The sequence below is a fragment of the Bacillus pfraonensis genome (assembly GCF_050768835.1).
GTDB classification, from domain to species: domain Bacteria; phylum Bacillota; class Bacilli; order Bacillales; family Bacillaceae_G; genus Bacillus_A; species Bacillus_A pfraonensis.
In genome coordinates this window covers 141,734-154,718 of sequence record NZ_JAHCDO010000002.1, presented here as the reverse complement: position 1 = coordinate 154,718, position 12,985 = coordinate 141,734, and the positions used below count along the sequence as shown (strand labels likewise).

Sequence of the window (12,985 nt, the reverse complement as noted above, 5' to 3'; positions counted from 1 at the left end):
ATATAGACATATATTTCTTATTCAAAATGAATCATTCTCAATGAAAATTTGCCAATTTAACGTTGATTTTTCTTGAAAGTTATTATATATTTATTACAGGTTCAAATTACAAGTTCAAAAGAACCTGTATAAAGACCTCTTGTTTGATGTGTGTTACATAGTGTTTTACATTAAGCAAACTCCGAGAAATCGTATAATAAAAACAATAATGAAAAGGGGAGATGAGATGGAATTTTTCTTTCAAATTGCGTTAATTTTATTAAGTACGAAAATTGCTGGTGACATTAGCGTTAGACTAGGTCAACCTTCTGTACTCGGAAAGTTAATCGTCGGTATTGTAATCGGTCCTGCAGTATTAGGATGGGTAAACAATTCAGATTTACTTACACAGTTAAGTGAAGTAGGAGTTATTCTCCTGATGTTCATGGCCGGTCTAGAAACAGACTTAAAAGAACTAAACGCAAATCGTAATTCTTCATTGGCAGTTGCTATTGGTGGTATCGTTCTTCCATTTGCAGGTGGTTACGTTGCAGGACTTGTCATTGGAATGGAACAAGCAAATGCTGTCTTTTTAGGATTACTATTATGTGCAACAAGTGTTAGTATCTCCGTACAAACACTTCGTGACTTAGGAAAAATGAAAACAAAAGAAAGTACAACAATGCTGGGTGCAGCTGTTTTTGATGATATTCTCGTTGTTATTTTACTCGCTTTTGCAATGAGTTTCCTAGGATCAGCTGATGTAAACTTAACTATCATTATCTTGAAAAAGGTTGTCTTCTTCGCATCTATTATCTTAATTGGTTGGAAAGGCGTTCCAATGATTATGCGCTGGTTATCACCACTGCGTGTCTCAGAATCTATCATTAGTGCAGCTCTTATCATTTGTTTCGCTTTCGCATACTTTGGTGAAATACTAGGAATCGCTGGAATTATCGGTGCATTTGCAGCAGGTATTGCGATTTCTCAAACAAATTATAAACATGAAGTAGAAAAGAAAGTAGAACCAATTGCTTATGCAATGTTCGTTCCAATCTTCTTTGTAAGTATCGGTATGAACATTACATTTGCAGGTATTGGAGATAAAGTATGGTTTATCTTAGCATTAACAATCATCGCTGTGTTAACAAAGCTAATTGGTTGCGGATTCGGAGCCCGTATAACAGGATTTGATTTCCAATCTTCTACAATTATCGGATCTGGCATGGTTTCCCGCGGTGAAGTCGCTCTTATCATTGCAGGGCAGGGGCTTACTTCTGGACTACTAGCACAAGATTACTTTACAGCAATTGTAATTGTCGTTATTTTAACAACAATGATTACACCGCCAATGTTAAAATATTCGTTTGGTGTAAAAGATAAGCAATTAAAACAAAGTGCATAGTATCTATGTAGCGTACTAGTTTCATAATGTAAAAACGAGATGATTCTCTTCAAAAGGCAATCATCTCGTTTTTTATTTATACAGGAAATAAGAATAGCGAATACGGTGTTCATTAGCAAAACAATACACGAAAAAGCGAGCCCCTATCCTCTTCGGCTCGCTTTTCTATTCCTTTATCCAATGCGTTCCATCGCTGTCTTCAATGTCCCGACAACAAAAGCGATTTCTTCACTTGAAATAATAAGAGGCGGTGCTAAAGTTAAAACATTGTTATAGCCTGCTGTTGTCATTCCATTACGCCCAATGATGAGTCCCTTTTCTTTACAAGTGTTCACAACACGTGAAATTATAGCATTATCAATTGGATCCTTTGTTTTTTTATCTCTTACCATTTCAATACCAACAAGCAAACCTTTCCCTCTAATATCTCCAACAAATGGATGATCTCCAATTTCTTCTTTTAACTGTTCTAATAAAAGAGATCCCATTTGTGCAGAACGCTCAATTAAATTTTCATTTTCCATAATTTCTAAGTTTTTAAGCGCTAACGCACAAGCAGCTGGATTCCCGCCAAAGGTGTTAATATGCCGGAAAAATTCATATTCTCCCGTTCCTTTAAATGCTTCATAAATTTCTTTTTTCACTGCTGTTGCCGATAATGGTAAATATGCACTTGTAATTCCTTTTGCCATTGTAACGATATCAGGTTTTACATCATAATTCATAAAACCAAACGCTTTTCCTGTGCGCCCAAAACCACAGATGACTTCATCACTAATTAGTAATGCGCCATGTTTTTGACATGCCTGATGAACGGCTTTCATATAATCTTGCGGTGGCATCAAAATACCTCCGCCTGTAATAATTGGCTCCATAATTAATCCAGCTATCGTTTCACTTAATTCCCACTTCATAACACGATCAATTTCTTTCACACATTCTACTTCATAAATATTTTGTGATGCAATCTCTGGCATTCGGTAACAATCTGGTGGCGTCACATGTAAGAAACCTGAAGCAAATGGCTCATATTGATACCTCCGCTGTGCCTGCCCTGTCGCCGCCATCGCTGCCATTGTATTTCCATGATAACCACGATAACGTGATATAAATTTATACCGGTGTGGTTCACCCCTATATGCATAATATTGACGAGCAATTTTAAATGCTGTTTCATTTGCTTCTGATCCACTATTTGAGAAGAAAATGACATATTCGCCTTCAAGCCATTCATTTAACTTTTCAGCAAGCTGAATTGCCGGCTTATGTGATTGTGACATTGGAAAATATGATAATGTTTGCAATTGCTCATACGCTGCTTCAGCAAGCTCTTTTCTTCCGTACCCACTATTCACACACCAAAGCCCACTCATACCATCTAAATATCGTTTACCTTCTATATCTTCCACCCAACACCCTTCGGCTTTTGCCCCAACCATTGTGCTAGTTGGGCTAAAGGGACGCATGCCATGCCACACATACTTTTCATCCTTTGCAAGTAGCGCATCTGTTTGTTTTGTTTTCATCATACATTCCACCTTCCAAAACAACTTATATTTCTTCAAGCTGCACTGGTGCCATGATGAGATAAAGTTTTCTCTATTTATTTTCATTCCACATGAACGAAACAAATCCTACCAACTACAACGTAATATTTTTAAGCAAAAACCCAAAATAAAAGAGCTCTCCAAAAAACTGGAAAGCTCTTTCTCTTCTTAATGTGCAGACACATCACTAACTCCATGACCTGTGTTAGATTTAACAAGAATTTCATCAAATTTCGCTGCATCTTCTTTCTTACTTGAGAAGATTGTCCCTAAGTACGCCGCTAAAAACCCAAGTGGAATAGAAATAATCCCAGGTGTTGTATAAGGGAATAAAGCTTCTCCAACAAAGATTGCTTTCCCAGCTTCAGGACTCCAAACATTCGGGCTTAGTGCAACTAATACGATAGCTGAAACTAAACCAACAACCATTCCGCAGATTGCTCCTGTTGTATTAAAACGCTTCCAATAAATCGTAAACAAAATAACTGGCAAGTTCGCACTCGCGGCAACGGCAAACGCTAACGAAACGAGGAATGCAACGTTTAATGTTTGAGCAAATAGCGCTAAAATAATAGATAATACGGCTACCCCAATTGAAGCATAACGCGCCATTGATACTTGTTCTTTTTCTGTTGATTTACCTTTACGAATAATCTCATTATAAAAATCATGTGCAAATGCTGAAGCTGCTGTTAAAACAAGCCCTGCCACAACTGCTAAAATCGTAGCAAATGCAATTGCAGAAACGAAAGCAAACAAGAAATCTCCACCAAGAGCTTTTGCTAATAAAGGTGCTGCCATATTACCAGCTGGGTTTGCCTGGATAATTGCCGCATTCCCTACAAAAGCAGCTGCACCAAAACCTAGGAAAATCGTCATAATATAAAACGCGCCAATTAACCATGTTGCATATACAACAGACTGACGTGCTGTTTTTGCATCACGAACAGTAAAGAAGCGAACGAGAATATGAGGTAAACCTGCCGTCCCTAGAACGAGACCTAAATTTAAAGAAAGTGTATCCAATCCATCCTTGTATTTCACACCTGGATTTAAGAATGCTTCCTTTAGAGGTGTTGCCGCTTTCATTTGCGCAAACATTTCTGTCACGCTAAAATTAAATTTTGCAAATACAATTACTGAAATAATAAATGTCCCAGCCATTAGCAAGACAGCTTTTACAATTTGTACCCAACTTGTCGCTGTCATCCCCCCAAAAATCACATACACCGTCATTAACGTTCCAACGATTAAAACAGATGTCGTATATTCAATTCCTAATAATAATTTAATCAGTGCTCCTGCTCCCACAAGTTGTGCAATCATATAGAAAATTGAAATTGTCATCGTATTTAAAGCAGCAACTCCGCGTACCTTTTTCGCATCAAAACGAGCTGCAATCATATCAGCTAATGTATACTTCCCTAAGTTTCTAAGTGGCTCGGCAACAAGGTATAATACAACTAAATAAGCAACAAGAAAGCCTATGCTATAAAAGAAACCATCAAATCCAGTTAACGCAATTGCTCCTGCAATTCCTAGAAAAGAAGCAGCTGACATATAATCCCCCGCAATGGCTAGACCATTTTGCCACCCAGTCAAGCCTCCTCCTGCTGTATAAAACTCACTCGCATTTTTCGTCTTTTTCGATGCAAAGTATGTAATGACGAGCGTACCGAGAACGATAATTAAAAAAAGTGCAAATGCTGTTACGTTCAAGTTTATCCCCTCCCTTTCTGCATATCTTGAAGAATTTTTTGTGAAATCTTATCGAATGATTCCGCTTTTTTGCTATAGATCATACATAACGCCCATGTCATAACAAATTGTGCAAAAGCAAAAATCCAAGCCCATGTCACATCACCAAATACTGATGTATTTAGCACCTTCGAATAAGAAGTCAAAATCGGCAATGCAATAAAAAAACTTAAAAAGAAAATACTCATTGGGACAATAAACTTCCGCTTCTTTTCTAGCAATGATTGAAATTCCGCTGACTGAACGACTTCTGTATAATTTACCTCGCTTTGCAACTTACGTGCTGAACTATCTCTTTTCACTCGTCCTCTCCCCTCTCTCTCATTCTTTACATCCAATCCCTTCGCATAACAAAAAACTAAATTTTATAAATATTCAGAAACTTATACTTAATTTTAGACAATCTCTCCTTCTCTGCAAAGATTTTTCGCTAGACATTTTTCGTCATATTTTCCCAATTTTTTAATATATTTTTGCAGAATAAAGGAAACGTTTATCGTACTACTTCCTGATTTTGCTCTTTCTCTAGATCACGTGCCGTCTTACTTAATTCAACATCTTTCCCATTTTTATATGTACCAAATAAAAAATCATACACTGGATTCGACACACCAAACCAATAATTTTCATTTTTATAATGATGCAAAATATGTTGTTTTTTTAGCCATCTACCAAAACGAGTCAACGGACGAATTGGTCTATGCGCTATATAATGTTTCCATTCATAAACAAGCAGCATTACAATCATCCCTATTCCAAATGAGAGTGTAATCGTTATATGATTTGTCACTCCATACAAAATGAACAAATAAATCGCAAATCCCGGCATGCTATACCAAACTGGTAAAAATAATAGTTTTAAATCATCAGGATACACATGATGATCATAATGTAATCTCTTTAACATTTTCAGTAAAAATGGATTTTTAGGAGGTTTCATATGAAACAAAAATCGATGTGTCACATATTCATTAATTGTATAAAAAATGATACCCGCAAGGCATGATATAGCCGCTATTCCTGTAAATAATTGCATTTGCAAAATAATGATAAAAAGAATTAGTACTCCAAACATAATGAGAATATCATGTTGCAAAAAGAACTCTTTCAACACTCTTTTCATTCAACCTATCCCCTTTCTTCGAAAAAACAGCCGTAACATATCGTTACGACTGTTTTTACTTTATCTATGCTATGTTATGCTCTTTTCATTACAAATTTGCTCGCCGTTCTATTGTAGAGAAAAAATTTTGCGAACCAAATATATTTTGTCTCGGTATGATGTGTTCAACTGCAAAGACAGTTACTTCTCCTCTCTGTACCTCTCCAATAATAAGTCCCAATATTTCATGATTTACAGCAAATGTTGGCTGCTTTGTTTGAAGTAACCTTTCAACAGTTTGAAGAACAGCTTCATATAAAGGGTCCCTATCCGTTATTTCTTTTCGAATTTTTGGTGCTAATGTAATGATAATTTCTTTTCCATTAACTGTGGTTCGATACATAAAAATCTCCCCTTCGTTCTTATATGAACAACTGTAATGCTTTATACGCAAAATGAATCGAATACCCAACTAAAATAAAGCCTGCTCCCGCTGTAATATAGCCAAGTGCCTTTGGCTTAAGTAATGTTCGTCCAAAATGAACAGAAAAGGCAATATTTAAATTCCACAAAATAATGCCTCCAATAATGCAAAGGCTATATAAAAAAGCCTCCTGCTTCGTTACCTTTGTAAGCAATGAACTAAGCGTACTTCCATATACACCAAACCAAAAAACAAGGTTTAACGGATTAGATATCGCAATTAAAAATCCTGCCATAAAGGATTGGCGAAGTCCACCTACCTCTTCTTGTTTATATTCCATATTTGAATGTAAAATTCCTTGTTTTACACTTTGAAATCCTAAATAAAACAATAAGAAAAAACCTATGCAATACATAAACGCTTGTACATATGTATACATAAATACAGAAGATAATCCAAAGTAAATCAAAAGCATAAATAAAATATCTGCACTCATTCCTCCTATCCCAACAAGCCAAGCATGCCAAAAGCCACGTTCAATCCCTCTTTTTAACATTTCAATATTAATCGGGCCTACTGGTGCAGCCAATGAAATTCCTAGTATAAATTGCTGTATAATTGCCCCAAACATCGCTATATCCTTTCTATATCTTTTTTACTATTAACTAATGAGAGTATTGTGAAAAACAGACTAGCTTTTACGAAAAATATACATATATAAAATGCCCTTTTTGATCCAAAATATGTAAAAAATCCACTCCTTTACGGCGGCCTTCATTTCTTTATTTTATGATGAAATGGACATTTCCCTTCGATTGGTTCAATGTCATCTCCAATAAAATATTGCTTCCACTCACGGTGATCCGGATCTCCGTAATGACTAATATTCGGGTGTTTTGGAAATTGGCCCCACTTTTCAACCCGTTCTCTAACCATTTGTCTTGAGTACGAACCTTTAGGCCGATCTCCTTCTAGTCCATCAAAAATAATTCGTGGCTGAAATCCAATAATAAGTGAGTTCCCCAAATGTCTCGTTTTTCTTTGTTTATAAGCTGGAGCGTTCCCAAACGCAAACATTGGCTCTCCGCCAAATGAAAATTCCCATAAATAATGATCTGGATTTTCTGGAATCTGCTTTGGCCATAATTGATTATCTTCTTCATGTAAATATTGTAGAATTCTCCAAAAATACGCTCGGTAATGTTCAAGTGAGCATTCTTCACGTTCTGGCTCAACAAAAAGAAAAAATCCTCTTCTTACAACGGGCCGTTCATTCATCAACTGTAAAAAAGAAAGCATTGTCTGCGGTAGATGACTCCGATCATCATGAGACAAGAATGAGTAGCGAAGTTCATTTTTCTTTAAAGCTGTTAAACCAAAATAACAAGGAAAAGTTGGGTCCAATACAACATTAGAAAAATTTTCAAATTCTTGCGGAACCCATCTTGGTATATCTATCCTATTTCTCATCCCTTCATTATCTAATAAATAAGATTCATTCTCTCACCTCATTATGTACAGCATTCACTTAAACATATTAAAAAAAGAGCTTGTCCTATACCATAAAAAACTTGTGTAAAAAATTATTTAAAAATACAAAAATTTAAAACCGCTTACTTGACTAAAATCTACCATTTCGTGTATATTAAAAATATCATTTAGCAGAATATTCGAGAATATAGCATTTTCAGTTTTATGAACCTGCAAACATTTCAAACGAGATTCACTAAATGAAAAAGTAATCGTTTTTTAGGAGGAATTGTAACATGCAAGGAAAAGTAAAATGGTTTAACAACGAAAAAGGTTTTGGATTTATTGAAATTGAAGGTGCTGACGATGTATTCGTACATTTCACAGCTATTCAAGGCGAAGGCTACAAAGCTTTAGAAGAAGGTCAAGAAGTATCTTTCGATATCGTTGAAGGAAACCGCGGACCTCAAGCTGCTAACGTAGTAAAACTTTAATCCAACATATAACAGGAGGTTACCTTACTTGGTAACCTCCTTTATTATTCCTTTGTATATTTCCTTTTTGCAGGGTGAAAACTATGTGAAATGTGACAGAATATAAAGGAGGAATCGATAATGGGTTCACATGTAAATGATTTTGAAGAAGTAAAATTCCGCGTAGAAACAGCACAAAAAATGGTAGGTTCTGCAACAATTACAATGGATCCTGAATCATTACAGCATGCGACAACCGCAGTCGAATCTGCACGCTCTCAACTTGAAACAATGAAATCTGTTGCAACAGATTTAGATGAGCCTTTTTTAATGAACGAAGAAAAAAAATTAAGTCTATGTGAACACCAATTGAAGGAAGCTAAGCATTAAAAACATCCAGAGTTATCTCTGGATGTTTTTTTACGATAATCGCTCTCCATATTCTTTTAATTTCTCTCCCACAGTACACTGCCGAATACAAAAAGAATGAGCATAATATTTGCTATGAGTTTTTCTATAATGTTCCTGCAAGAAACATCCTTCACAATATGTTTCTAATAAATCATTTACCTCTGTAATGAGCTGCTTTTTATTCACCACTGCACCTCTCTATTCCGTTATTTCTTTATGGCTGTCAATTACTGTTCCTTCCAATGCTTGTGTGGCCAATTGATGAGCTTCTTTATTTTGTTTTCTTGCTACTGGTTCACAGACAAGCTTTAATTTCATTTGCTTTGCTTTTTGTTCAATCTGATCTAAGTAATGATTCAAATGTTCGTCATAGCACGGCCATTCTCCAGCTAGTTGCTGAAGTACGACTTGAGAATCACCATGTAATGTAACCGATTCGTATTTAATTCCTAATTCCTCTAGTACATTCATTCCGTATAATAGCGCTGCATATTCCGCTTCATTATTATCATATATGCCATCTATGTAAGCATTTCGGCGAACTCGGTATATTTTCTGACCTTTTTTATAGTAAATACAAATACCAACTCCAGCCTCTTTCGTCTCTAAATCATATCCCCCATCAAAGTAGATACGAATATCTTGTGGCTCCTCTTCTATTTGTTTACCGAGCTTTTTCATCTCTTTTAGCGTCCATTCCGCTCCCATTTCATCATAAAATAATAATTCCTTTGCTCTACCAGTTTTTTTAAAATCAGTTGCAAATTGAAGCGCTTCCTCTATGTTCATATAATCTGTTGTTAATTCAGTTTGAAGACTCGTCTTTGTTTTATACAGCCAATATATTTTATATTTCATGTTAATTTCCCCTTATATAAGAATTCGTATTTTTATTTTATTATATTTTACCAAGAGTCGCTGTATTGTATGCGAATGAATCAGTTCATATTGTGAGTAGCCTCTTGGACTAAACGAAAATTAGATTACTATCCTAAATTTCAGCAGAACAGTCTCAGTCTCCATCTATATATTCCCCAAAATTTTCCAATAGGATGTTCACTTATAAAGTGAAACTTTAATCAATCTCAATCGACAGCAAGAATATTCATTTATTTTAACAATACAGGAATTTTATGGAAGATCCATTTGAAGGAGATTCTTTCTATTTTGAAGTCGATACTGAACTTCGGTTTATTAATATGACAAATGAATCAATCACTACTTCTTAGTGATTGATTCATGAGAGGTAGTCTTTATTTTCACCTTTTTAATAAATTAAGAGTACTTATTTATATACAAATAAAGAGGCTGCCCAATCATTTCGATTTGGTTCAGCCTCTTTATTTGTTCTTTACATCACTTTTTCAAATTGCACTCGCTTATTAATCCAATACATAACAGGCATGCCAATTGCCATTACAACAAATTCACCAGCTGCACATGTAAGCCATGTAAATAAAAATGGCAAATCAAATGCAAGATGAAGTTCAATCGCTATCATAAACATCGTAACTGTAAAGATAACTGTATTAAAAATCATCCGAGCCCAAACACCTTTAATAAAGCGCATAGAAATAATCGTAGCAAGAAGTGCAAGAACGGATTGTCCCACTCCAAATACTAAATCATACGCAATCATAGGTGAGAAAAAGAGATTTGTTAAAAATACGCCTAAGACAATTCCATAAATTGATTTCTTATTAAATACAACAAGATGATTAAACATCTCCGAAATACGAAATTGGACATTCGTAAAGCCAAATGGCTGAATAAGTGCAGAAACAGCAATATATAACGCTGCTAAAATACCATTACCAACTAATGTTTTTATATTCATGACAAAATCTCCTTAGTTTTTTTACGTGGGATGGTTTCGAACCACGTGATCCGTTTTTAAACAACAATTTTATATTGTACGCAATAGCCAGTCATTCGTCAATAGATTCTTTTCATTCACTACCTTTTTTCTTATAGACAACGTATAATAGAGAATATGAAAGATTTAGGAGGTTTCACTTCATGACAGCAACAATTCAAAATGAAAAAGTGATCGTTTCCATCTCTGAAAAAGGTGCAGAGTTACAAAGCGTTCGCTTAAAAGAGGACAACACAGAATATTTATGGCAAGGAGATCCTAAATATTGGGGGCGTCGCGCACCAATTTTATTCCCAATTGTCGGTAGATTAGTGGACAATACATATTATATAGATGGTAAACCTTATTCATTGACACAACATGGCTTTGCTCGCGATCTCATATTCTCAGTAAAAGAACAAAACGAAACAAAGCTTACATATGCTGTAACTAGCAATCAAGAAACTTTACAAAAATATCCGTACGAGTTTGAGCTACTTGTATCTTATGAACTAGACGAGCAAAACATACACGTTACTTATGAAGTGATCAATCCTACTTCAAAAGAAATGTTCTTTTCTATCGGAGCACATCCAGGATTCAATTGTCCTTTAGTAGAAGGTGACTCATTTACAGACTACCATTTATCATTTAATGGCCCTGAACATTTAGAAACAAGTGTTTTAAAAGGACCTTTTCTTTCAAAAGAAAAACAACTAATTGTTGAAAATAAGGCAGAATTACCACTTACATATGATTTATTCAAAAATGATGCCCTTATTTTTGAAAATATGAATACAAATGAAATTTCTATTCGTTCTCATAAACATAATAAGTTTGTAAAAGTAGCATTTGAAGGTTTCCCATTCGTTGGTGTTTGGACACCAGGTAATGAAGCTCCTTTCTTATGTATCGAACCTTGGTATGGAATTGCTGATGAAGTAGAACCAGCAAAAGATTTCAAAGAGAAAAAAGGCGTACAATCCTTACAAGCGAATGAAACATTTACATGCCGCTACAGCATTACAATTGGATAAAGTGAAACTTTAATCAGTGGGGGTTTCTTCATCCCCACTGATTATTAGCCTTCACGAATTGGGCTTTTACGTGCAACCCCTCCCCACCTAACTTCTTTGTTTTTGCTGAATTTTGAGGTGGGGGCTTACTGTACGTTAATGCGGAGTAAAGTGCATGTTTCATATTCTATCCCTCACCTTTAAAATTAGGTGAGGGATTACTATCAGCTAACGCTATATAATAATGGAGGTTTTCAATTTTGATTGAAGTATATATTGATGGTGCATCAAAGGGAAATCCAGGCCCTTCTGGTGCTGGGGTTTTTATTAAAGGTGTGCAGCCACCTGTGCAATTATCACTACCACTTGGAATCATGTCCAACCACGAAGCTGAATATCATGCATTACTCGCTGCATTAAAATATTGCACAGAACATAATTATAGCATTGTATCTTTTCGTACAGATTCACAGCTTGTTGAACGTGCTGTAGAAAAAGAATATGCAAAAAATAAAACATATGCACCACTTTTAGAAGAGGCACTAGCATACATCAAAAGATTTGATCTTTTCTTTATAAAGTGGATTCCAAGTAGTCAAAACAAAGTTGCTGATGAATTAGCAAGAAAAGCCATTTTACAAAATTAATGGGGGTTTTAGTGTGAAAAAAGGATGGATTGCTCCTCTCGCTTTATTATTTGTCTCCTTTATTTTTGAGGCCACGTTTGTTGTCGTTCAAAATGCAATGTCATTTGTTGGACCATTTACTTTCAATGGTGTTCGTTTTTTATTTGCTGGAATCATTTTATTATTTATTCAATTTATGTTCTCGAAAAAAACTTCAAAACAAGAAATTCAACATAGTAGTATTGCGGGTTTAATTGTCGGATTTTTCTTATTTATCGGTTATGTATTACAAACATTTGGATTACTTTATACCACTTCTTCTAAAGCAGGATTTTTAACTGGACTCAGTATTGTTATGGTTCCCATTCTTTCATTTATCTTTTTAAAATACTTGGCATTACCGCTGCAACAGCTGGCTTATATTTACTAACCGCTGGTGATTCTTTTCAATTGAATATTGGTGATATACTCGTTCTCGGCTGTGCAATTGCCTTTGCAGCACATATTCTCATTAACGGAGTCTTCTCTAAAAAGATATCACCTTTATTATTAAGCACAACCCAAGTATTATCTGTTGGAATTTTCTCTTCCTTCTGTGCTTTTTTATTTGAGGATTGGGAGAAATTATTTTCAATCTCTTTATGGACGAATTCGGCTTTTTTATTTGCTCTACTTGCAACATCCGTATTCGCAACATCAATCGCCTTTTTTATTCAAACAGCTGCGCAAAAGCATACATCTCCAACAAGAGTTGCTATTATTTTCGCAATGGAACCTGTCTTTGCTGCATTAACAGGTGTTCTTGTCGCAAACGAACAGCTTTCTATTTCCGCAATGCTTGGTTATCTTTGTATTTTCTTAGGTATGATTTTTGTTGAACTTCCTTCAAAAACAAAAAAAGAAGCGCAGGCTGCATGAT

General features: G+C 35.2%; 15 protein-coding genes, 1 pseudogene and 1 riboswitch. Of the genes and pseudogenes, 6 read left to right on the top strand and 10 right to left on the bottom strand.

What is annotated here, in order from left to right; all coding sequences use genetic code 11:
* Window positions 1–226 precede the first annotated feature (226 nt).
* Entirely contained in the window at window positions 227–1,384 is a 1,158-nt protein-coding gene (locus tag KFD70_RS02035; RefSeq protein ID WP_336451843.1) for a cation:proton antiporter, read from the top strand.
* A 173-nt stretch (window positions 1,385–1,557) separates the two neighbouring features.
* On the opposite strand, the gene KFD70_RS02030 is transcribed toward KFD70_RS02035, so the two are convergent.
* The 7 genes from KFD70_RS02030 to KFD70_RS02000 form a co-directional block, all read right to left on the bottom strand.
* On the bottom strand, window positions 1,558–2,913 hold the full coding sequence (locus tag KFD70_RS02030; RefSeq protein WP_336451842.1) for an aspartate aminotransferase family protein: 1,356 nt from the start codon (window positions 2,911–2,913) through the stop codon (window positions 1,558–1,560).
* Window positions 2,914–3,099: 186 nt separating this feature from the next.
* Window positions 3,100–4,650 (bottom strand): solute symporter family protein, encoded by a 1,551-nt coding sequence (locus tag KFD70_RS02025; protein ID WP_336451841.1) that lies wholly within the window; start codon window positions 4,648–4,650, stop codon window positions 3,100–3,102.
* Between the two features lie 2 nt (window positions 4,651–4,652).
* Complete coding sequence (locus KFD70_RS02020; protein WP_336451840.1) at window positions 4,653–4,991, bottom strand: DUF485 domain-containing protein; 339 nt, start codon at window positions 4,989–4,991, stop codon at window positions 4,653–4,655.
* Window positions 4,992–5,182: 191 nt separating this feature from the next.
* A complete protein-coding gene (locus KFD70_RS02015) occupies window positions 5,183–5,812 on the bottom strand; it encodes a sterol desaturase family protein (RefSeq protein WP_336451839.1) in 630 nt (209 codons plus the stop codon).
* 88 nt (window positions 5,813–5,900) lie between these two features.
* Window positions 5,901–6,194 (bottom strand): cytoplasmic protein, encoded by a 294-nt coding sequence (locus KFD70_RS02010; protein ID WP_336451838.1) that lies wholly within the window; start codon window positions 6,192–6,194, stop codon window positions 5,901–5,903.
* A gap of 19 nt (window positions 6,195–6,213) precedes the next feature.
* On the bottom strand, window positions 6,214–6,846 hold the full coding sequence (locus KFD70_RS02005) for a LysE family transporter (RefSeq protein WP_336451837.1): 633 nt from the start codon (window positions 6,844–6,846) through the stop codon (window positions 6,214–6,216).
* 143 nt (window positions 6,847–6,989) lie between these two features.
* Complete coding sequence (locus tag KFD70_RS02000; protein ID WP_336451836.1) at window positions 6,990–7,685, bottom strand: YqcI/YcgG family protein; 696 nt, start codon at window positions 7,683–7,685, stop codon at window positions 6,990–6,992.
* Window positions 7,686–7,981: 296 nt separating this feature from the next.
* Here KFD70_RS02000 and cspB point away from each other — a divergent pair, with 296 nt between their 5' ends.
* The gene (cspB, locus tag KFD70_RS01995) at window positions 7,982–8,179 is read left to right on the top strand and encodes a cold shock-like protein CspB (protein ID WP_003196492.1); all 198 of its coding nucleotides are present in this window, start codon (window positions 7,982–7,984) and stop codon (window positions 8,177–8,179) included.
* 120 nt (window positions 8,180–8,299) lie between these two features.
* Window positions 8,300–8,548: a DUF2564 family protein gene (locus KFD70_RS01990; protein WP_003206638.1), complete on the top strand. Its 249-nt coding sequence runs from the start codon at window positions 8,300–8,302 to the stop codon at window positions 8,546–8,548.
* A gap of 30 nt (window positions 8,549–8,578) precedes the next feature.
* Here KFD70_RS01990 and KFD70_RS01985 read toward each other — a convergent pair whose 3' ends face one another.
* The 3 genes from KFD70_RS01985 to KFD70_RS01975 all read right to left on the bottom strand — a co-directional run bounded on the left by KFD70_RS01985 (window position 8,579) and on the right by KFD70_RS01975 (window position 10,406).
* On the bottom strand, window positions 8,579–8,755 hold the full coding sequence (locus tag KFD70_RS01985; protein ID WP_174103065.1) for a zinc-finger domain-containing protein: 177 nt from the start codon (window positions 8,753–8,755) through the stop codon (window positions 8,579–8,581).
* Window positions 8,756–8,767: 12 nt separating this feature from the next.
* Window positions 8,768–9,427 (bottom strand): ribonuclease H family protein, encoded by a 660-nt coding sequence (locus tag KFD70_RS01980; protein WP_336451835.1) that lies wholly within the window; start codon window positions 9,425–9,427, stop codon window positions 8,768–8,770.
* Between the two features lie 493 nt (window positions 9,428–9,920).
* Window positions 9,921–10,406, bottom strand: a complete 486-nt coding sequence (locus KFD70_RS01975) for a QueT transporter family protein (RefSeq protein ID WP_336451834.1) — start codon at window positions 10,404–10,406, stop codon at window positions 9,921–9,923.
* 6 nt (window positions 10,407–10,412) lie between these two features.
* Window positions 10,413–10,457: riboswitch (PreQ1 riboswitch) on the bottom strand.
* 131 nt (window positions 10,458–10,588) lie between these two features.
* Between KFD70_RS01975 and KFD70_RS01970 the strand changes: the two genes are divergently transcribed.
* The 3 genes and pseudogenes from KFD70_RS01970 to KFD70_RS01960 all read left to right on the top strand — a co-directional run bounded on the left by KFD70_RS01970 (window position 10,589) and on the right by KFD70_RS01960 (window position 12,984).
* Complete coding sequence (locus KFD70_RS01970; protein WP_336451833.1) at window positions 10,589–11,461, top strand: aldose 1-epimerase family protein; 873 nt, start codon at window positions 10,589–10,591, stop codon at window positions 11,459–11,461.
* Window positions 11,462–11,700: 239 nt separating this feature from the next.
* A complete protein-coding gene (locus KFD70_RS01965) occupies window positions 11,701–12,087 on the top strand; it encodes a reverse transcriptase-like protein (protein ID WP_336451832.1) in 387 nt (128 codons plus the stop codon).
* A gap of 13 nt (window positions 12,088–12,100) precedes the next feature.
* Window positions 12,101–12,984: pseudogene (locus KFD70_RS01960) on the top strand (DMT family transporter).
* The last annotated feature ends 1 nt before the right edge of the window (window position 12,985 follow it).